At 73.6% G+C, this 21,070-nt stretch carries 16 protein-coding genes; 11 read left to right on the forward strand and 5 right to left on the reverse strand.

Translation table 11 applies throughout. The annotated features are described in order from the left end of the window. The first annotated feature begins 35 nt into the window (after nt 1-35). Together mutM and ACTHAM_RS10225 are read left to right on the forward strand one after the other, a co-directional pair. Complete coding sequence (gene mutM / locus ACTHAM_RS10220; RefSeq protein ID WP_440687007.1) at nt 36-953, forward strand: bifunctional DNA-formamidopyrimidine glycosylase/DNA-(apurinic or apyrimidinic site) lyase; 918 nt, start codon at nt 36-38, stop codon at nt 951-953. Nucleotides 954-1,063: 110 nt separating this feature from the next. After that, the gene (locus tag ACTHAM_RS10225) at nt 1,064-1,690 is read left to right on the forward strand and encodes a response regulator (RefSeq protein ID WP_440687217.1); all 627 of its coding nucleotides are present in this window, start codon (nt 1,064-1,066) and stop codon (nt 1,688-1,690) included. Between the two features lie 27 nt (nt 1,691-1,717). Here ACTHAM_RS10225 and ACTHAM_RS10230 read toward each other — a convergent pair whose 3' ends face one another. The 5 genes from ACTHAM_RS10230 to ACTHAM_RS10250 are packed head-to-tail and all read right to left on the reverse strand — an operon-like array spanning nt 1,718 to nt 9,664. Beyond that, complete coding sequence (locus ACTHAM_RS10230; protein WP_440687009.1) at nt 1,718-3,499, reverse strand: sensor histidine kinase; 1,782 nt, start codon at nt 3,497-3,499, stop codon at nt 1,718-1,720. A gap of 54 nt (nt 3,500-3,553) precedes the next feature. Next, the gene (cydC, locus tag ACTHAM_RS10235) at nt 3,554-5,365 is read right to left on the reverse strand and encodes a thiol reductant ABC exporter subunit CydC (protein ID WP_440687011.1); all 1,812 of its coding nucleotides are present in this window, start codon (nt 5,363-5,365) and stop codon (nt 3,554-3,556) included. Further along, nucleotides 5,362-7,083: a thiol reductant ABC exporter subunit CydD gene (cydD, locus tag ACTHAM_RS10240; protein WP_440687013.1), complete on the reverse strand. Its 1,722-nt coding sequence runs from the start codon at nt 7,081-7,083 to the stop codon at nt 5,362-5,364. Before cydD ends, cydC begins: the two co-directional genes overlap by 4 nt. A 13-nt stretch (nt 7,084-7,096) precedes the next feature. Next, entirely contained in the window at nt 7,097-8,152 is a 1,056-nt protein-coding gene (cydB, locus tag ACTHAM_RS10245) for a cytochrome d ubiquinol oxidase subunit II (RefSeq protein WP_440687015.1), read from the reverse strand. Between the two features lie 18 nt (nt 8,153-8,170). Next, complete coding sequence (locus tag ACTHAM_RS10250; protein ID WP_440687017.1) at nt 8,171-9,664, reverse strand: cytochrome ubiquinol oxidase subunit I; 1,494 nt, start codon at nt 9,662-9,664, stop codon at nt 8,171-8,173. A 560-nt stretch (nt 9,665-10,224) separates the two neighbouring features. Here ACTHAM_RS10250 and ACTHAM_RS10255 point away from each other — a divergent pair. The 9 genes from ACTHAM_RS10255 (at nt 10,225) to ACTHAM_RS10295 (ending at nt 21,058) form a co-directional block, all read left to right on the forward strand. Beyond that, complete coding sequence (locus ACTHAM_RS10255; protein WP_440687019.1) at nt 10,225-13,518, forward strand: Rne/Rng family ribonuclease; 3,294 nt, start codon at nt 10,225-10,227, stop codon at nt 13,516-13,518. A 299-nt stretch (nt 13,519-13,817) separates the two neighbouring features. After that, on the forward strand, nt 13,818-14,126 hold the full coding sequence (gene rplU / locus ACTHAM_RS10260; RefSeq protein ID WP_440687220.1) for a 50S ribosomal protein L21: 309 nt from the start codon (nt 13,818-13,820) through the stop codon (nt 14,124-14,126). 69 nt (nt 14,127-14,195) lie between these two features. Further along, nucleotides 14,196-14,453: a 50S ribosomal protein L27 gene (rpmA, locus tag ACTHAM_RS10265; protein ID WP_440687021.1), complete on the forward strand. Its 258-nt coding sequence runs from the start codon at nt 14,196-14,198 to the stop codon at nt 14,451-14,453. 114 nt (nt 14,454-14,567) lie between these two features. Next, complete coding sequence (gene obgE, locus ACTHAM_RS10270; protein WP_440687023.1) at nt 14,568-16,085, forward strand: GTPase ObgE; 1,518 nt, start codon at nt 14,568-14,570, stop codon at nt 16,083-16,085. 52 nt (nt 16,086-16,137) lie between these two features. After that, nucleotides 16,138-17,382, forward strand: coding sequence for a glutamate 5-kinase (gene proB / locus ACTHAM_RS10275; protein ID WP_440687025.1), 1,245 nt, complete (start codon nt 16,138-16,140; stop codon nt 17,380-17,382). A gap of 33 nt (nt 17,383-17,415) precedes the next feature. Then, complete coding sequence (locus ACTHAM_RS10280; RefSeq protein WP_440687027.1) at nt 17,416-18,750, forward strand: glutamate-5-semialdehyde dehydrogenase; 1,335 nt, start codon at nt 17,416-17,418, stop codon at nt 18,748-18,750. Between the two features lie 151 nt (nt 18,751-18,901). Beyond that, nucleotides 18,902-19,057, forward strand: coding sequence for a hypothetical protein (locus ACTHAM_RS10285; RefSeq protein WP_440687029.1), 156 nt, complete (start codon nt 18,902-18,904; stop codon nt 19,055-19,057). A gap of 43 nt (nt 19,058-19,100) precedes the next feature. Next, nucleotides 19,101-19,709, forward strand: a complete 609-nt coding sequence (gene nadD, locus ACTHAM_RS10290; protein ID WP_440687031.1) for a nicotinate-nucleotide adenylyltransferase — start codon at nt 19,101-19,103, stop codon at nt 19,707-19,709. Between the two features lie 1,010 nt (nt 19,710-20,719). Beyond that, nucleotides 20,720-21,058 (forward strand): hypothetical protein, encoded by a 339-nt coding sequence (locus ACTHAM_RS10295; protein WP_440687033.1) that lies wholly within the window; start codon nt 20,720-20,722, stop codon nt 21,056-21,058. Nucleotides 21,059-21,070 lie beyond the last annotated feature (12 nt).

Here is a 21,070-nt window from a genome sequence, read left to right on the forward strand (position 1 = left end):
CATGGGGTGCCGTCAGGTCTGCGCGGAGGTCTCTCGTGCCTGAGCTGCCCGAGGTCGAGACCGTCCGGGACGGTCTGGAGCGCCACGTGCTCGGACGGACCGTCCTCGACGTCGAGGTCCTGCGGGAGTACTCGGTCCGCCGGCACGAGGCGGGTCCGCTGGACCTGGTCGGTCGTCTGCGCGGTCGTGTGCTGAGCGCTGCGGTGCGGCGGGGCAAGTTCCTGTGGGTCTTGCTCGACGAGGCATCGGCGGGGGACGCGCTGCTGGTGCACCTGGGCATGAGCGGGCAGCTGCTGGTGCGTGAGCCCGGTGCGCAGGATGCCGCGCACCCTCACCTGCGCGTGCGGATCGCGCTGGACGACGGCTCGTGGCTGGACTTCGTCGACCAGCGCACGTTCGGGCACCTGAGCGTGCAGGACCTGGTCGCCACGCGTGACGGCGGCCCGGGCGGTGCGGGTTCGCCGGTGCAGGAGCTGCCTGTGCCGGTCGCGCACATCGCCCGCGACCTGCTCGACCCGTCCCTGGACCGCGGTCGGCTCGTGGAGGCAGTCCGCGCGCGGCGTACGGGCATCAAGCGCGCGCTCCTCGACCAGGGCCTGGTCTCCGGCATCGGCAACATCTACGCCGACGAGGGTCTGTGGCGGGCGCAGCTGCACCACGAGCGAGCCGCCGGGTCGTTGACGCGCGCCGAGGTCGGGCGTGCGCTGGACGGTGCCCACGCGGTGATGAGCGAGGCACTCCGGCAGGGCGGCACGAGCTTCGACGCGCTCTACGTGAACGTCAACGGGCAGTCGGGCTACTTCGACCGGTCGCTGGCCGTCTACGGGCAGGAGGGTCGCCCGTGCCCGCGGTGCGGGACGCCCGTCCGGCGAGAGGCGTTCATGAACCGTTCTGCCTTCACCTGTCCGGCGTGCCAACGGCCGCCGCGCGCGGCCCGGCGAGCGGTGCCGTGAATAACCCCCGCGTGTACGCGCCGGAGCAGGGCCCTGCGGCTCGGTACGATGCCTGCGTGTCTCCCACCAGCGCCGTACCCGCGACCGACCGGCACCACCAGGTCACCGTGATGATCATCGACGACCACGAGGTCGTCCGCCGTGGAATCGCGGAGGTCGTCGAGCGCACCGACGGCATGACGGTCGTCGCCGAGGCGGGGTCGGTGGCGGACGGTGTGCGGCGTGCGCTGCTCGTGCACCCGCAGGTGCTGCTGGTCGACCTCCAGCTGCCCGACGGCACGGGGATCGACCTGATGAAGCAGGTCAAGGAGACCCAGCCGGACGTGCGCGCCATCGTGCTCACCTCGTTCGACGACGACGACGCGCTGGCCGCGGCGCTCGACGCGGGCGCGGCCGCGTACCTGCTCAAGAGCGTGCGGGGCGCCGAGATCACCGACGTCATCCGGGCGGTTGCCGCGGGGCGCACCCTGCTCGACGAGCGCACGGTCACGCGACGCAAGGCCGGCCACGAGGACCCGACGGAGAACCTCACGCCGAGCGAGCTGCGGGTGCTCGACCTCATCGGTGACGGGCTGTCCAACCGTGAGATCGCCGAGCGTCTCGGTGTGGCGGAGAAGACCGTGAAGAACCACATCACGTCGCTGCTGGCCAAGATGGGGCTGCAGCGACGCACGCAGGTGGCCGCGTGGGTGGCCTCGCGCAAGCACTCCGGCTGGCGCGCCGAGCCCGGTCACTGACCGATCGCGCGGAGCTGCCCGGCTCGTTCAGGCGAGCGGCGCCTGCCACACGAGCAGGGTGCCGCGCCCGTCCGGTGCGGTGCCGAGGCTGAACGTCCCCCCGTGCTGCCGGGCCCGGGAGGCGAGGTTCCCCGTGCCGGACCGTCGGTCGCGCCGCTCGGGCAGGCCCGTGCCGTCGTCCTCGACCTCGACCAGCACGGAGCCGGTGGGGCCGACCCCGCGGACCGAGACGCGCACCGTCACCGAGGACGCGTGCGCGTGCCGGGCCGCGTTGGCCAGGCCCTCGCGGACCACGGCGACCACGTCGTCGGTCAGCTCGGGGCTGACCCGCTCGTCGAGCTGGTCCTCGTCGATGTCGTGGTCGGTGCCCAGGTCCTTGCCGTCGAGGGTGAGGACGACGCCCGGGGCGAAACCCAGACCGGTGCGCGCGAGCGAGGACTCGCGGCGCAGCCGCTCCGTCAGGCCGGTCGCGGCGTCGGGGTCGCGCAATGCGTAGACGATCTCGCGGATCTGCCGCACGGAGCCGTCGACGTTGTCCAGCGCCTCCTCGACGATGGAGAGCAGCTCGCTGGGGTCGACGCCGCGTGCCGCCCGGCGGCGTACCGTCTCCAGCTGCATGCCGGTGGCGAACAGCTGCTGGATCGCCAGGTCGTGCAGGTCGCGGGCGATACGTTCGCGCTCGTCGAGCAGGGCGGCGACGTCCTGCGCGTGACGGGCCTCGGCGAGCACGTACGCCAGCGCGGCCTGCGCGGCGAACGACTCGGCGGTCGCCAGGTCGCCCTCCTCGAACGGTTCCCGGCCGACCCGGCGCAGCAGGATGAGGACGCCGACGCCGCGCCCTGAGGTCTGCAGCGGGGCGAACATGGCGGGGCCGAACGAGCGCATCACCGGGACGCGTACGGTCCGTGAGCGTGACAAGGAGGGTGTCAGCAGGCCTCGACCCTCGGTCATCACCGTCCAGGCGCGCCCGCCGCGCGGCATCACGGTGCCCAGCAGGGTGTCCGCACCGGCGCCCACGGCGAGCTCGATGAACAGGTCACCGCCCATGCCGGGCAGTGCGAGAGCGGAGATGTCCGCGTCGGCGACCTCACGTGCGGTGCGGGCGATGTGCTCGAGGGCCTCCTCCTCGTCGATGCCCTCGAGGAGCATCGTGGTGATGTCCTGGCCGGCACGCAGCCAGTGCTCCCTCCGGGCTGCCTCGGCGTACAGCTGCGCGTTCGCGACGGCCACCCCGGCCGCGGCCGCGAGCGCGATGACCACCTGCTCGTCGGCGAGGGAGAAGCCACCGTCCTTCTCCGAGAGGTACAGCTGGCCGTACACGTGGTCGCCGACGCGTACCGAGGCGCCGAGGAACGAACCCATCGGCGGATGGTTCGCCGGGAAGCCGCGGAACGCCGGGTGGTGGCGCAGGTCGGACAGTCGCAGCGCGCCTTCGGACGGGATCTGGCCGAGCACCCCCTGCGCGTGCGGTGCGGACTTGAGCATGCGGGCCAACGCGGTGGGCACGCCGGTGTAGACGAACGTGGTCGAGACCCCGTGCGGGTCGAGCACGTTGATCGCGCCGTACCGGGCCCCCGTGAGCTCGGCCGAGACGCGGACGAACTGGTTGAGCACCGCCGGCAGGTCGAGCTCGCTGGCGACCGTGAGGATCGCCTGCATGAGGTCGGTCAGCCCGTCACCGGTCAGGTCGACCGTCGGGCCGTCGACCTCCGTCAGCACCCCTCCGGTGCGGATGCCGCCGCGGGAGCGGGCAGGGTCGCGCGGGTCGCGCGTCTCGTCGCGGATGCCGTCACGGTCCGGGCTGTGCACTGGCTGTCTCCGTCTCGGGTCCGACTGGGCGTGCGGTGCTGGGCGGGTCGCCCGTCAGGCGGGATCGACGAGGGTGCTGGGCGGGGTGTCGTCGAGGTCCGTCCGCTCGCGCTCGTGCGCCTCACGGTAGTCCTCGACGGTGGCCAGCAGGTGTGCGTGGGTGCCGCGAGCGGTGACGTGTCCGTCGGCCAGCTGGAGGACCTCGTCGGCGGCGTCCAGCGCGCTGAGGCGGTGCGTCACGACGACCACCCCCCGGCCTTGTTCGCGGGCGCCTGCCAGCAGGGTGCGCAGGAGCGCGTCGGCGGCCGGCCCGTCCAGGTGCTCCGCGGGTTCGTCGACCAGCAGCAGCGGGGCGGGGGAGAGCAGCGCGCGCGCCAGCAGGAGCCGACGGCGCTCCCCGCCCGAGACGGTCCGGGCATCGGGTCCCAGCAGCGTCTGGAGACCGTCGGGCAGCAGGTCGAGCCACGGACCCAGCCCGACCGTGACCAGTGCGTGGCGGGCCTCGTCGGTCGTCACGTCGCCTCGTGCGACGCGCAGGTTCTCCAGCACGGTGGTGCCGAACACGTGCGCGTCCTCGGTGGTGACGACGACGGCCGCGGCCACCTGGTCCGAGGCGAGGACGGCCACGTCGGTGCCGTCGAGCGTGAGCGTGCCACCGGTGCGGGGCAGGAGGCCGCCGAGCGTGAGCAGCGTGGTGGTCTTGCCCGCGCCGCTGGCACCGACCAGTGCCACGGACCGGCCGGGGCGGACGTCGAGGTCGAGGCCTGCCAGCACCGGAGCGCGCCCCGGCCAGCCACAGGCCAGCTCCGAGGCGACCAGGGCGGGGTGCGGGCCGGCGGCGACGCCGGGCTGCCGCGGGGTGGCAGGCTGAGGCGGGGTCGACCCGGCGCCGTCGAGCAGTGCCAGCACGCGTGCCGCCGAGGCGCGCGAGCGCTGCATCTGGACGGCGGCGGCCGGCAGCAGGGAGGTCGCCTCGAACGCGGCGAGCGGCGTCAGCACGATGACGGCCAGCTCGACCGGTGCCAGCTGCCCGGCAGCCACTGCCGGCACCCCGGTGACCAGAGCGGCGAGCACCGCGAACCCCATCGCGAGCGGCCCCATGGCCGCGGCCAGGGCGGCCGTGCGCGCGCCTGCGTCGGTGGCGCGGGCGATCTCGGTGTCGGCGGACCGCAGCGCGGCCAGCTCGGCACCCACGCGGCCGGCGACGGTGAGCGGACCGGGGTCGTCGAGCAGGCCGAGGGCCGTGCCGGTCATGTCGGCGTGCGCGTGCACCGCGCGTGCCTCGGTCTGCCGGGCGGCCCGGGCCGTCAGGGTCGGGGCGAGCAGCCCGGCCGCGAGGAGCGCCACGGTGAGCGCCGCGGCCGCGGGGGGCCAGAACGCCGCCATGGCGGCGACCGTGCCGACACCGAGCGTGGCCGCCACGGCGGCGGGGAGCAGGCCGCGGACGACGACGTCGCCGACCGCGTCGACGTCGGCCCCCACGCGGGTGAGCAGGTCGCCGCGACGCAGGGCGACCAACGAGGCCGTGCTGCCGTCCGCCAGCCGGGTGTAGACGGTGGTGCGCAGCGTGGCCATGCCCCGCAGCGCCAGGTCGTGCGAGACCAGGCGCTCGGTGTAGCGCAGCACGCCGCGGCCGATGCCGAACGTCCGCACGGCCACGGTCGCCACCGAGAGCGTGAGCACCGGGGGCATCTGGGAGGCGCGGGCGATGAGCCATGCGGAGACGGCCGCCAGCGCCACGGCGCAGCCGAGGGCCAGCGTGCCCAGGAGCACGGCCAGTGCTGCGCGCCGGGGGGACACGTCCAGCAGCCGCACGGCACGTCGGAGGGTGCCACGCGCAGGACGCGGGGTGGCCGGCGGCGTCATGCGGGGACCTCCCGGGCGTCGTCGGGGCGTCCCGCCCCGTGCGCGTCGAGGGGTGCGGTGCCCGGCGCCACGGGCAACGGCCCTGTGCGGACCGTGACCACGTCGTCGGCCGTGGCGGCCAGGCTGGCCCGGTGGGCGACGAGCACGACCGTCCGGCCGGCCCGGCGCAGCTCGCGCACGGTGTCCAGCACGACCTGCTCGCCGATCGCGTCCAGGTGCGCGGTCGGCTCGTCCAGCACGACCAGCGGGGCGTCCGTCAGGAGCGCGCGGGTCAGGGCGACGCGCTGCCGCTGACCGACGCTGAGCCCGCTGCCACCGCGCCCCAGCACGGTGCCCCAGCCGTCGGGCAGGTCCTGCAGCACGGCGTCGAGGCCGGTCAGCGCGGCGGCGGTCTGCCGCGCGGTGAGATCGGCACCCCCGACGGCCTGGGCGATCGTGCCCGGCTCCAGCACCGGCCGCTGCGGCAGCCAGGTGATCTGCGCCCAGAAGCCGTCGAGGTCGACCGACTCCAGGCCGATCGCGGCACCGTCCGACGGGACGAGGGTCACGGCGCCGGCGTCCGGCGGCACCAGCCCGAGCAGGACCTCGACGGCGGTCGACTTGCCCGAGCCGCTGGGGCCGACCAGGGCGAGCACGCGCCCGGGCACCACGTCCACGTCGAGGCCGGCGGGGGCGGCGTGGTCGCGTGCACGCACGGCGATGCCGCGCAGCCGCACGGTGGTGGTCCGCAGGTCGGGTGCCGGTGCCGTGCCGCGCGCGGGCAGCGGGCTCTCGAGCACCGCGAAGGCCTGCTCGGCGGCGGCCACGCCATCGGTCGAGGCGTGGAAGTGCGCCCCGACCTGGCGCAGCGGTGCGAACACCTCGGGGGCGAGCACGAGCACCGCCAGCCCGGTGACGAGGTCGAGCTGCCCGTCGACGAGCCGCAGGCCGATGCCGACCGCGACCAGCGCGACGGACAGCGTGGTGAGCAGCTCGAGCACCATGCCGGACAGGAACGCGATACGGAGCGTGCCCATGGTGGCGCGCCGGTGCGCGTCGCCCAGGGCCTGCACGCGGGCAGCCGGCCCGCGTTCGCGCCCGAGGGCACGCAGCGTCGGCAGCCCGGCGAGCAGGTCCAGCACCTGGGCCGACAGGCGCTGCATGGTGCGCAGACCCTTCTCGGAGCGACCCTGCGTGAGGCGCCCGACGAGCACCATGAAGATCGGCACCAGGGGGATCGTGCCCACGATGATCGCCGCGGAGACCCAGTCGAGCCCGAGCACCACCAGGACGGTCGCCGGCGTGACGGTCGCCGCGAGGACCAGCTGAGGCAGGTAGCGCACGAAGTACGGCTCGAGGGCGTCGAGCCCCCGGGTGGCCAGCGTGACCACCCCCGGCCCGTCGCCGCCCGCCAGCCAGCGGGGCCCGCGGGCGACGGCGTGCGCGACCACCGACTCACGCAGCTCGGCGACGGCGCGGGTGGCGGCGCGGTGCGCGTAGCGCTCCTGGACGGCGGTGACCGCGGTCCGTGCCAGGACGATGGCGGCGAGCGCGACCACCGTGGGGCCGAGCGCGTCGAGGTCGGCCCCCTGCGCCACTGCTCGCCCGAGGGCACGGGCGAGCAGCAACGCCTGGGTGACGATCAGCGCGGTGGTGACGAGCCCGAGCGAGACGGTCAGGGCCAGGTAGCCCCGAGCGGCGCGGGCGTGGTGCAGGAGCCGGGGGTCGAGCGGCTTCACGCCGACCGACCGGTCACTGGGCCGCCGACTGCTCGAACGTCAGACCGACGGGCTCGGGGATCTGCGCGGCGCTGATGCGCTTGCGGAACACCCAGTACGTCCAGCCCTGGTACACGAGCACGAGCGGCGTGAGGATCACGGCGACCCAGGTCATCACGGTCAGCGTGTAGTCGGTGGACGACGCGTTGGTGACGGTCAGGGAGTTGGCCGGGTCGAACGCCGGCATCACGTCGGGGTACAGCGAGCCGAAGATCAGCACGACCGCGGCCAGGATCGTCACGGCGGACGCGACGAACGCCTGACCCTCACGGCGGGCCCGCGTGGTCACCACCAGGGCGGCCAGGGCGACGGCGGCGACGGCCACCGCGGCCCACGTCCATGCCGCGTCGGAGTAGGACAGCTGCGCCCAGATGGCCCACGCGGCCGCGACCACGAGCGTGACCGGTGCCAGCCGCTCGGCGACGGCTCCCGCACGGGTGCGGATCTCGCCGTCGGACTTCAGGGCCAGGAACACCGCGCCGTGCGTGAGGAACAGCAGGGCGGTGGTGGCGCCGCCGAGCAGGGCGAACGGGTTGAGCAGCGCCCAGAACCCGCCGATGTACTGGTGGTTCGCGTCCAGCTCGACCCCGCGGACGATGTTGGCGAACGCCACGCCCCACAGGACCGAGGGCAGCCAGGAGCCGAACATGATCGCCCGGTCGGCCAGGGCACGCCACCGGTCGTCGTTGATCTTCCCGCGCCACTCGAACGCGACGATCCGCACGATGAGGGCGACGAGGATGAGGAACAGCGGCAGGTAGAACCCGGAGAACAGCGTGGCGTACCACTCGGGGAACGCCGCGAACGTGGCGCCGCCGGCGGTGAGCAGCCAGACCTCGTTGCCGTCCCAGACGGGCCCGATGGTGTTGATCATGACGCGGCGGTCCTTCTCGACCGCGGCGGCGTCACGAGCGCCCCGGCGGCCGAGGATGCCCAGCAGCATCCCCACGCCGAAGTCGAACCCCTCGAGCACGAGGTAACCGGTCCACAGGACCGCGATGAGCAGGAACCAGACGGTCGAGAGCTCCATGGTGATCGTCCCTCCGGCTCAGTAGGCGAACGACAGCGGACGGTCGGTGGCGTCCGGTTCGTCGGGTCGGTTGTCGGGGCTGGGGTCGTGCTCGGTGTCGGCGACGCCCTCGATGGCGTACCGGTGCATGAGCCGGTACCAGAACACGGCGAGCACGCCGTAGAGCAGCGTGAACCCGACCAGCGAGATGATCACGGTCGTCGGGGTGACGACCTCGGAGACACCTTGTGCGGTGAACAGGTACACGCCGTCGACTCCCGAGGGGTTCGGGTTGGGTGCGACGACCCACGGCTGGCGGCCCATCTCGGTGAAGATCCAGCCGAACGCCGAGGCGAGGAACGGGGTCGCGATGGCCCAGACACCGACCCGGGCGAACCACGGGTTGTCGGTGACGCGGCCCTTGCGGGTGAACCACAGCGCGAGCAGGGCCAGCGCGGCCGAGCCGACGCCGAAGCCGATCATCAACCGGAACGACCAGTAGGTCACCGCGAGGTTGGGGGAGTAGCTGGCCGGGTTGCCCGCCTCGTCGGTGAACCCGAACTTCTCCTCGTACTGCGCCTGCAGGTCGTCGACGCCCTTGATCGGTGCGTTGAAGTCGCCCGTGGCCAGGAACGAGGTCAGACCGGGGATCTCGATGAGGTGGCGCACGCCCTCGCAGTCGTTGTTCAGGTCGCCGATGGCCAGGATCGAGAACGACGCGCCGTCGGTGGACTCGCACAGCCCCTCGGCCGCGGCCATCTTCATCGGCTGCTGGTCGAACATGAGCTTGGCCTGCCAGTCACCGGTGACGGCGACGCCGACGCCGGAGACGAGCATGGCCACCAGGCCGAGGATCACCGCGGGGCGGTAGACGTCGCGGGCCTTGTCGGCCTGCCCGGCGCGGACGAGCTTGACCATCCACCACGCGGCGATGCCGGCGACGAAGGTGCCTGCGGTGAGGAACGCCGCGGAGATGGTGTGGGGGAAGGCGGCCAGCACCGTGGGGTTGCTCAGCACGGCGCCGATGTCGACCATCTCGGCGCGGCCGGTCTCGGCGTTGAAGACGGCGCCGACGGGGTGCTGCATCCAGGAGTTCGCGGCCAGGATGAAGAACGCCGACAGGTTCGTGGCGATGGCCACGGCCCAGATGCACGCCAGGTGGATCTTCTTGGGCAGCTTGTCCCAGCCGAAGATCCACAGGCCCAGGAACGTCGACTCGACGAAGAACGCCGCCAGGGCCTCCATGGCCAGCGGTGCGCCGAAGACGTCACCGACGAACCGTGAGTACTCCGACCAGTTCATGCCGAACTGGAACTCCTGCACGATGCCGGTGGCGACACCGATGGCGAAGTTGATGAGCAGCAGCTTCCCGAAGAACTTGGTCAGCCGCAGCCAGCGTTCGTGGCCCGTCCGTACCCAGATCGTCTGCATGATCGCGACGAGCGGCGCGAGGCCGATCGTCAGCGGCACGAAGATGAAGTGGTACACGGTCGTGATGCCGAACTGCCAGCGGGCGAGGTCGAGGGCGTCCACGCGGGGTCACTCTCCATCGGGGTGCGGTGCGATCATCGGGTCCGAGCCCTGCGACGTCGCGTCGTGCTCCGGCAGAAGTGGCTTCTGATCGGCGTCGCTACCCGCAGGGATGGTCGGAACGCTAGGGCTCAGGTCCTAGTCTCACCCCGGGACGTAGGTCCCGGGTGCTGACAGGGTGTCGTGTCCCTCACGTCTGCCGCCGGTCAGGGTGCCGGGTCCGTCCCGTGCACTGCGTGCCGGGGTCGTTGACGGGTCGCTGATGGGCGGCTGACAGGTCACCGACGGGTCGCTGTGCGATACTCGTCACGGTTCTCCGGCGCCCACACCGCCACGAACCCTTGAGCTTGCCGCCCCTGCGTCGCGCGCGCCAGCCGCCGCCAGGCACCGTTCGGCCCCGCCAGGGTCGCCAACGGGCGCCGGGCAGGCGATGGCCCCGATCCTCGGGCTGCAGCCACGACCGACGACTTCCGTCGCGGCGCCGATCGGCGCACGCGACGACCGACCGCCCTCGGGCACCGCGAACGTGTGGGCGGTGGCCCGGGCACCCAGGAGCACCCCGCGTGACCTACGACAACACCCCTGACTTCGCCGCAGACGCGACCACCGCCGGGGGTGAGGCAGCGCCCGCACCGGTGCGCCGCCGCCGCGCCACCCGCACCGTCGCGGCCCCCGTGACGCCCGAGCAGAGCGCCTCCACCCCCGCGCCCGCGACGGCTGGTGTCACGGCAGCCGAGCCGGCAGCGACGGCTGCGCCCGCCGCGACCGGCACCCCCGACGCGCCCGAGCAGGTCGCGCGGACGGCACCTGCGGCGCGGCGCTCGCGCCGAGCCACCCGGCCTGCGGCCGAAGGTGCCCCGTCGGCCGCAGGCCGGGTGGCGACCGAGGCGCCCGACGGCGCCGACGTGACGGGCGGGCCCGCTGCGACCGCTGAGCCTGCCCCCGTGCTGGCGGCAGCGCAGAAGGACGAGCCGCAGAAGGACGCGACGGAGAAGCCTGCCAAGGCTCCGCGACGTCGCCGCGCCACCAGCAGGTCGCTCGCCGCAGCGGAGGGCACGACGGTCTCCGAGGAGACACCTGCCGCTCCCGAGGCAGTCGCCGTCGAGGACGAGGACGAGGCCGAGGAGGCGCCCGCGGCGCCGGTGACCCGCACGGGCGCACCTGCGCTCGACGTGCTCGCCGAGCTCGCCGGCACGGCCGCGCCCACCGAGCAGGCACGGACCGCACCCCGCACGGCCACGACGGCGCTGCTCTTCCAGGCGCCTGACCCCGTCAGCCGTCCGCGCCGTCGCCGCGCCCAGGTGCAGGCCGGATCCCCCGAGGAGATCTCCGAGGCCGCCCGTCGCGCCGAGGCCGCCGCGCAGGAGTCCGACGCGCAGGAGGCTGCCGTGCGGGACGCCGCCGCAAGGGAGGTCGCGGTCAGCGAGGACATCTCCGTCCTGGCGACCGAACCCGCCCCGGAGGCGCCCGCCCGCTCGTCCCGACGCCGGGGTGGTCGCCGCCGCGGCGAGCTCGTCACCGAGGCTGCCGTGGCTGAGGACTCTCCCGAGGCGCCCGCCGACGAGGAGCTCGGCGAGGTGCCGGGCGCCGGGCTCGGCGAGCCGGTCGAGGACGAGGACGCGCTGACCTCCGAGGCGGACGAGGAGGGCGAGGCTGCCGACGAGCACGGCGCGCCGCGTCGCCGTCGCCGTCGCGGCGGTCGTGGTCGTCGCGGTCGCACCGACGGTGCTTCTGACGAGCAGGGCGAGGAGTCCGCCGGGGAGCCCGGGGACGAGCCCGAGGCGGACGAGGACACCGAGTCCGAGGACGACGGGGACGGGGCCGAGGAGGGCACCGGCAGCAGCCGTCGTCGCCGTCGCCGCCGTCGTGGGTCGCGCTCCGAGTCCGGTGAGGGCGAGCAGCAGCCGAGCCGCAGCCGTTCGCGCGGCACGGGCGACGAGGTGACCGCCCTGCGCGGCTCCACCCGCCTGGAGGCCAAGCGTCAGCGCCGCCGTGAGGGTCGTGACGCGGGCCGCCGCCGCCAGATCATCAGCGAGGCCGAGTTCCTGGCCCGCCGTGAGGCCGTCGACCGCACGATGATCGTGCGTGAGCGTGACGGGCGCACGCAGATCGCCGTGCTCGAGGACAAGGTCCTCGTCGAGCACTACGTGTCGATCCAGGCGCAGTCCTCGATGGTCGGCAACGTCTACCTCGGTCGCGTGCAGAACGTGCTGCCGAGCATGGAGGCTGCGTTCGTCGACGTCGGCAAGGGCCGCAACGCGGTGCTGTACGCCGGTGAGGTCAACTGGGACGCCGCTGGCCTCGAGGGCGGCCAGTCGCGTCGCATCGAGCAGGCCCTGAAGTCCGGCGACTCGGTCCTGGTGCAGGTCACCAAGGACCCGATCGGGCACAAGGGTGCGCGCCTGACCTCGCAGGTCACGCTCGCCGGCCGATACCTGGTCTACGTGCCCGGCGGCGGCATGACCGGCATCAGCCGCAAGCTGCCCGACACCGAGCGGTCCCGCCTGAAGAAGATCCTGCGCGAGGTCGTGCCGGACTCCGCCGGCGTCATCGTCCGCACGGCGGCCGAGGGGGCCTCGGAGGAGGAGCTGCGCGCCGACATCGAGCGCCTGCAGTCGCAGTGGGAGGCGATCTCGGCCAAGGCCAAGACGGCGTCCGCCCCGGCGTTGCTGCAGGGTGAGCCCGACATGGCGATCCGCGTGGTGCGCGACATCTTCAACGACGACTTCAACTCGCTGGTCGTCCAGGGCGACGAGGCGTGGTCGACGATCTCCGGCTACATCGGTGAGCTCGCCCCCGACCTGGCCGACAAGGTCTCGCGGTGGACGGGCACGGGCGACGTCTTCTCGGCGCACCGCATCGACGAGCAGCTGGCCAAGGGCATGGACCGCAAGGTGTGGCTGCCCTCGGGTGGCTCGCTGGTCATCGACCGCACCGAGGCGATGACCGTCATCGATGTCAACACGGGCAAGTTCACCGGTTCGGGCGGCACGCTCGAGGAGACGGTCACCCGTAACAACATCGAGGCGGCCGAGGAGATCGTGCGGCAGCTGAGGTTGCGCGACATCGGCGGCATCATCGTCATCGACTTCATCGACATGGTGCTCGAGTCGAACCGCGACCTGGTCCTGCGTCGCCTGGTCGAGTGCCTCGGCCGTGACCGCACCAAGCACCAGGTGGCCGAGGTGACCTCTCTCGGCCTGGTCCAGATGACCCGCAAGCGGGTCGGCCAGGGCCTGGTCGAGGCGTTCTCCGTGACGTGCGAGCACTGCCACGGTCGCGGCTTCATCGTGCAGGACGAGCCGGTCGAGAAGGGTCCGCGCCCCGAGGGGGCTGCGCCGGCCTCGCCGCAGCCGGTGGCCGAGGGTGAGTCGAAGCGTGCGCGTCGCAAGCGCGGTGGCGCCAAGGACGTTCCTGCGGCCCCGCACGCGGGTGTGCCCGTGCTGCCCGAGGCGCGCGAGGCGGTCAAGGCCACGCTCGCCACGATCGCCGCAGCGGCCGCGCACGCCCACGAGCACGAGCACGAGCACGAGCACGAGACCGAGGAGCACGAGCAGGCCGCCGCGCTGACGGAGGCCGAGGCTGCGGTCGAGGTGCTCCCTGCTGCCGTCGACGCCTCCGTCGAGGAGGAGCAGGCCGCTCAGGACGAGCAGGGCGACGTCGTGGTCGAGGTGGGGGACGTGGCGCCCGCGCCCCTGTTCGACGTGCTCGCCGAGCTGGCGCAGGTGACCGCGGCCCGCGGTGACCAGGCGGTGGCCTCCGGGGAGCCTGCCGACGAGGAGCAGCTCGAGCTGACGCCGGTCGCCCCGGAGCTCTTCGCGGTGGACGACGACGAGGAGTCGGACTCCCCGCAGTGACGGACGACCCGGCGGTCAGGTTTGACCCCTGGCCGCCGGGTCCGTAACCTTGAACGTCGGTGCGTCGCGTGCGCGCCGAGCCTGTCAACGCACACCGTGTGTCACTGCACATGTGGGTCGACAGGGAGTGTGTGTCGACAGCGTGTGTCGCCGGAACAGCACGTTCCACTGGCCGACGAGGTCTGCTGCGACGCGAACCCCCGGAGCCTGGGTAGGTCGGGTGGTGCGCGGACGCGGGCGGCACACCCAGCAGACGTGGTTCGAGACAAGCAGTTCGACGAGCAGAGATGAGCATCAACGTGGTGTACGCGATCGTGAAGGCTGGCGGCCGCCAGGAGAAGGTCGCCGTCGGCGACGTCGTCGTCGTCGACCGCCTCGCCGCCAAGGCCGGTGCGACGGTCGAGCTGCCTGCGCTCCTGCTCGTCGACGGCGAGAAGGTCACCACCGACGCCTCGGCCCTGGCCAAGGTGAAGGTGACGGCGGAGGTCGTGCGGGACGAGAAGGGCCCGAAGATCGACATCCTCAAGTACAAGAACAAGACCGGTTACCGCAAGCGCCAGGGTCACCGTCAGCAGCTGACCCGCCTGAAGGTCACCGGCATCAAGTGATCTCGCTCCGCGGCGTGACCTCGCCGCGGCTGCAGCCCCCGTTCTGAGCAGCACGAAAGCAGGTTCGTCATGGCACACAAGAAGGGCGCGAGCTCCTCGCGCAACGGTCGCGACTCCAACGCCCAGCGCCTGGGCGTCAAGCGCTTCGGTGGCCAGGTCGTGAAGGCCGGCGAGATCATCGTCCGCCAGCGCGGCACCCACTTCCACCCGGGCATCAACGTCGGCCGTGGCGGCGACGACACGCTGTTCGCGCTGACCGCCGGTGCGGTCGAGTTCGGCACCCGTCGTGGCCGCAAGGTCATCGACATCGTGGCGGCCGAGGTCTGAGACCTGTCCGTCGTCCGCCGCGCTGATGCGGCGGACCGCACGTCGACGAAGGGGCGCACCCGTGCGGTGCGCCCCTTCGTCGTGTGAAGATCGCACGAACACAAGGAGGCAGTCGTGGCGACATTCGTCGACCGGGTCGTGGTGCATGCGGCCGGCGGTGACGGTGGGCACGGCTGTGCGTCCATCCACCGCGAGAAGTTCAAGCCCTTGGCGGGTCCCGACGGGGGCAACGGGGGCAACGGCGGGTCCGTGATCCTGCGGGTCGACCCGCAGGTGACCACCTTGCTCGAGTTCCACCACCTGCCGCACCGGCACGCATCGTCGGGTTCGCAGGGCATGGGTGACCACCGTCAGGGCGCGATCGGTCCGGACCTGGTGCTCGGCGTGCCGGACGGCACCGTCGTGAAGGACGCCGACGGGAACGTGCTGGCCGACCTGGTCGGCGTGGGCGCCGAGTACGTGGCTGCCGCGGGCGGTCGCGGGGGGCTCGGCAACGCGGCGCTGGCGTCCCCGCGGCGCAAGGCACCCGGCTTCGCGCTGCTGGGGGAGCCTGGGGAGTCGCAGGACGTCGTCCTCGAGCTCAAGACGATCGCCGACGTGGCACTCGTGGGCTACCCGAGCGCCGGCAAGTCGAGCCTGGTGGCCGCGATCTCCGCGGCGCGGCCCAAGATCGCCGACTACCCGTTCACCACGCTGGTGCCGAACCTCGGCGTGGTGCAGGCCGGCTCGGCCCGCTACACCGTGGCCGACGTGCCCGGCCTGATCCCGGGTGCGTCCGAGGGCAAGGGGCTGGGCCTGGAGTTCCTGCGGCACATCGAACGGTGCGCGGTGCTCGTGCACGTGCTCGACTGCGCCACGCTCGAGCCCGATCGTGACCCGATCTCCGACCTGGACGTCATCGAGGCCGAGCTGGCCCAGTACGCGGGCGACCTCGGGATCGAGGGCGGGCGGGTGCCGTTGCAGGAGCGCCCCCGGATGGTCGTGCTCAACAAGATCGACGTGCCCGAGGCCCGGGACCTGGCCGAGATGGTCCGCCCGGAGCTCGAGGCGCGCGGCCTGCGCGTGTTCGAGGTGTCGACGGCCAGCCACGAGGGCCTGCGGCCGCTGACGTTCGCGCTCGCCGAGCTCGTGGAGAAGGCCCGCCGGGAGGCGCCGACGCCCGAGAACACGCGTGTGGTGCTGCGGCCCAAGGCGGTCGACGACGCCGGCTTCACGGTCACCCGGCGGGAGCAGGGCGGCGAGGTGTGGTTCGCGGTGCGCGGCGAGAAGCCCGAGCGGTGGGTCCGGCAGACGGACTTCACCAACGACGAGGCCGTCGGCTACCTGGCGGACCGTCTGGCACGCCTGGGTGTCGAGGAGCGGCTGTTCAAGGCGGGCGCGGTCGCCGGTGACGAGGTCCGGATCGGACCGGACCACAACTCGGTGGTCTTCGACTGGGAGCCGACCCTGATGACCGGTTCGGAGCTGCTGGGCGGGCCGCGTGGTTCGGACCTGCGTCTGGAGGACCGGTCGCGGCCCACGCGTGGCGAGAAGCGGCAGGAGTACAAGGAGCGCATGGACGCCAAGGCGGCCGCGCGTGCCGAGCTGTGGACCGAGCGCGAGGCCGGTCACTGGGCCGACCCCGAGGACTGACCGGTCCTTGCGACCTCGGTGCCGGGCGACCGGTGCCGAGGTCAGGGCGTGGATGGGTGCACGTCGGCGGGCTGCCGGAGGGGACAATGGCCTGGTGAGCGCAGCTGCACTGACCGACCGGGCACAGGTCCCCACCGCAGGACGCATCGTCGTCAAGGTCGGGTCGTCGTCGCTGACCAGCCCGGACGGTCGTCTCGACGTCGCACGGCTGCGCGCCCTGGTGGACGTGCTGGCCGCTCGTCGGGCGGCCGGCGGGCAGGTCGTGCTGGTGTCCTCCGGGGCGATCGCTGCGGCCATCGCGCCGTTGGGGCTGGCCGGTCGACCGCGCGACCTGGCCACGCAGCAGGCGGCCGCGTCCGTCGGTCAGGGTCTGCTGGTGGCGCACTACACGAAGGCGTTCGCCGACCACGGTCTGCGCGTGGGCCAGGTGCTGCTGACCGCCGACGACACGGTGCGACGCACGCATTACCGCAACGCGCACCGGGCGCTGGCCCGGCTGCTCGACCTGGGCGTGGTGCCGATCATCAACGAGAACGACGCGGTGGCCACCGAGGAGATCCGGTTCGGTGACAACGACCGGCTCGCAGCCCTCGTCTCGCACCTGGTGCACGCCGACGCCCTGGTGCTGCTGACCGACGTGGACGGCCTGTACACGGGGCCTCCGACGCGCGCGGGCTCGCGGCGCATCCCGCTGGTGCGCGGCCCGCGCGACCTGGACGGCATCGACGTCACGGCGCGCGGCAGTGCGGTGGGCACCGGCGGCATGGTGACCAAGCTCGAGTCGGTGTCGATCGCGACGCAGTCGGGGATCCCCGTGGTGCTGACCTCGGCGGCGCAGGCGGGGCAGGCCCTGGCGGGTGCGGACGTGGGCACGTGGTTCTCGGCGACGGGCAGCCGTCGGGGTGTGCGGCTGCTGTGGCTCGCGCACGCCGCCCGCACGCGCGGGCGCCTGGTGCTCGACGCCGGCGCGGTGCACGCGGTCGCCGAGCGGCACAAGTCGTTGCTGCCGGCCGGTGTGACGGCCTTCGAGGGGTCGTTCGAGGCCGGGGACCCGATCGAGCTCGTCGGGCCGGACCACGTGGTGATCGCGCGGGGTCTGGTGGCCTACTCCTCGGACGAGATGCCGGACCTGCTGGGCCGCACGACGTCCGACCTGCGCCGTGATCTGGGCCCGGGGTACGACCGTGAGCTGGTCAACCGCGACGACCTGGTGCTGGTGCGCCGACGGCGTGCACCCGAGACGGGCGCCCGTGCCGCGGGCGTCGGTGCGGCCGGCGGCCGGGTGGCGGACGTCTGACCTCGCCGTCGGCGGCGGGGCTACCCTGACGGGATGAGCGCCTCCGTCGACACCCCGGTGCAGGTCCCGTCCGAGGCGGGCGGTGGGTCGCCCGCGCCGTCGGACGACGTCGTCGCCCAGGTGCGGGCCGTGGCTCGTCGGGCCAAGGACGCCTCGCGCGTGCTGGCCACGGCCACCCGTGCCACCAAGGACTCCGCGCTGCACGCGCTCGCCGACGCCCTCGTGGCGGCCACCGACGTGATCGTCGCGGCGAACGCCGAGGACCTGGCGCGGGGCCGCGCGGCGGGCACGTCCGCCGGTCTGCTGGACCGGCTGGCGCTGGACCCCGCGCGGATCGTGGCGATCGCCGAGGCGCTGCGCGAGCTGGCCGCGCTGCCCGACCCTGTCGGGGAGGTCGTGCGCGGCTCGACCCTGCCCAACGGGTTGCGGCTGCGGCAGGTCCGGGTGCCGATGGGGGTGGTCGGCATGATCTACGAGGCGCGCCCCAACGTGACGGTCGACGCGGCCGGGTTGGCGCTCAAGAGCGGCAACGCGGTGGTGCTGCGTGGTGGTTCGGCGGCGGCCCGCAGCAACGAGGTCATCGTCGGTGTGCTGGCCGACGCACTCGAGCAGCAGGGGCTGCCGGGTGACCTGGTCCAGTCCATCGACGCGTGGGGTCGTGCCGGCGCGGTGGCGCTCATGCACGCGCGTGGGCTGGTCGACGTGCTGGTGCCCCGCGGCGGTGCCGACCTGATCCAGACCGTGGTGCGGGAGTCGACGGTCCCGGTCGTGGAGACAGGTGTGGGCAACTGCCACGTCTACGTGGACGAGAGCGCCGACCTGGCGATGGCGCTGCCGATCATCCTCAACGCGAAGACGCAGCGCGTGGGCGTGTGCAATGCCGCCGAGACCCTGCTGGTGCACCGGGCCGTCGCCGACGAGTTCCTGCCGGTGGCGCTGGCGCAGCTGGCGGACGCCGGCGTGACGATCCACGCCGACGACGCCGCGCGGCGGCTGGCGCCCGAGGAGGCCGCCGTGGTGCCGGCCACCGAGGAGGACTGGGGCACCGAGTACCTCTCGCTCGACCTGGCCGTGCGGGTGGTGGACGACCTCGACGAGGCGATCGAGCACATCCGCACGTGGAGCTCGGGGCACACCGAGGCCATCGTCACCCGCGACCTGGCCTCCTCCGAGCGTTTCGTCGCCGAGGTCGACTCGGCGGCGGTGATGGTCAACGCCTCGACGCGGTTCACCGACGGCGGGCAGCTGGGCCTGGGTGCCGAGATCGGGATCTCCACCCAGAAGCTGCACGCGCGCGGTCCGATGGGGTTGGCGGAGCTGACGACCACCAAGTGGATCGTGCACGGCGACGGGCACGTGCGGCCCTGAGCCGAGGCTGGGTGCCGGCTGTGGGATTCGCCTCAGCGCCCGGACATCCCGGGCGAGGGGGCCCGTGCGGCACGGCCTGCGTGCGACACTTGACCCCGTCCGAGGCGCCCCGGGGCGCCGTCAGAGCACATCCCGACCCCTGGAGGACGACGTGCACGCTGCCCTGATCGCCGCCGCGGAGCAGGCCGCGGAGACCGGTTCGACCCTGCCGTTCCCGCCCGTCGTCTTCGGCATCGGCGCGTTCGCCGGGCTGGTCGCGATGCTGCTGGTCACGTACGCGTTCCGTAGCGTCGGGACGCGTCACTGACCGGCGCTGCCGTGACAGGTGACCCGAGAGGATCCAGGACCAGATGACGCAGGTGCCCCCCCGCCGACCCCGTGTCGGGGTGATGGGTGGCACCTTCGACCCCGTGCACCACGGCCACCTGGTCGCGGCGAGCGAGGTGCAGGCGCGCTTCGACCTCGACGAGGTCGTGTTCGTGCCGACCGGGCACCCGACGTTCAAACTCGACCAGGACGTCACGGTGGCCGAGCACCGCTACCTGATGACGGTGATCGCCACGGCGTCGAACCCGCGCTTCACGGTCAGCCGGGTCGACATCGAGCGTGACGGTGTCACGTACACGGTGGACACGCTCCGGGACCTCAGGGAGCAGCGTCCCGATGCCGATCTCTTCTTCATCACCGGTGCCGACGCCATCGAGCAGATCCTCACGTGGAAGGATGCGGAGGAGCTGTTCGACCGGGCGCACTTCGTGGCGGTCACCCGCCCCGGGCATGCGTTGTCGGTCGCCGGTCTGCCCGACGACCGGGTGAGCCTGCTGGAGATCCCTGCCCTGGCGATCTCCTCGACTGACGTCCGCGCGCGGGCACGCGCGGGGGAGCCGGTTTGGTACCTCGTCCCTGACGGGGTCGTCCAGTACATCGCGAAGCACAGGTTGTATCGAGGTCAGTCATGAGTGAACCGGGAGAGCGGCGTCGCCGTCGCGACCTCCAGCACGGTCCGGAGCAGGCCGACGGCCAGCACGCGCCCACCCCGCAGTGGCCCGCGGGTCCTACGGCTGCGCCTCCCGGCCCGGGCGGCGACCCGAACCCGCCCTCGCGCCGTGCCATGCGTGGCAGCCCCGTGCCCTCCGTCGGCCCTGACGGCTACGGCGCCGGCGACGGTCCGTACGTGGTGCCGGGCACCGCTCAGCCGACCTCCGTGTCCCGGTCGCGACGGACGATCCGCGACACCGCCCTCGACCCGACCTCCGGCCCGCCGCGCACGCTCCCGCCCGAGGCCGCCGGCGGCACCCCGACCTGGTCGGCGGCACCTGCGGCGCGACAGCAGGGACCCGCGGGTCAGCCGTCCGCAGCAGCTCAGCCGCCCCGCTCCTCTGTGGTCCCGCCGCGGTCCGCGCCGGCCCAGCCCGGGCCCACCGTGCGGCCCCCGGCGCCGTCACGCCCGGCCGCACCGGCGGCCCCGGCGGCCCCGGTGGGTGAGTGGCCTCCGACCTCCCCGCCGGCCAGGCCCGCCCAGCAGGCTGGCGCCTGGGGGCAGCCGTCGGCACCCGCTGCGGCGCCCTCGGCGTACCCGAGTCCTGTCCGGCCCGCCGGCTCGCCCGAGCGGCCCGCCGCCTACGGGGCGGCGCGCCCGGCCGCTGAGCCGCCGACCGCCCCGCCCTCCCCGGCCGGGTCCGGTGCGGGTGGTGCCGCTCGGACCTCGGCGTGGGGCAGCCAGCCCGCGGCCGCGCAGCCGGCTCCCACGTCGGCCGCAGCCTGGTCGGCCGGTGCGTCCGCACCGTCCACGGCCTGGGCGCCGACGCCGCACCAGCCGCCGGTCCAACCCAACGCGCCCGTGCCGCAGGGCCCTGCTTCCCCTCCGGCCGCACAGGCCTGGTCCGGCGCCCCGTCGTCGGCCGCGTCGGCACCGGCCTGGCCGGGCACCCGGCCTGCCGAGGCTGCTGCGCCGACAGTCGCGCCGACCATGGCGCCCGCCGCCGAGGTCCCCGCTCCGCGGTGGGGCGCCGAGCCGGCGTTCGCCGGAGCCGAGGCCCGTGACGGCGCCTCGGCGCCGGCGCGCACCTGGGACGACGACGACCTCGACGAGCCGGTGCGCAAGCACCACCCGTACACCTGGCTGCACCTGACGGTGCTGGCGATCGTGGCGTTCGTGCTCGGGTTCCTGATCATGCTGCTCGCCAACAAGGGCACCCAGGCCACGGCGAGTGACGTCGCCCCTCATCTGACCAGCGCGGCCGTCACGGCCGTTCCCGCAGCCCTGCCCGCCGGATCCGGCGAGCAGGACCTGGCGTCGTCCACCTGACGCACGCCGCAC

The organism is Cellulomonas soli (genome assembly GCF_052036975.1).
GTDB classification, from domain to species: Bacteria; Actinomycetota; Actinomycetes; order Actinomycetales; family Cellulomonadaceae; genus Cellulomonas; species Cellulomonas soli_A.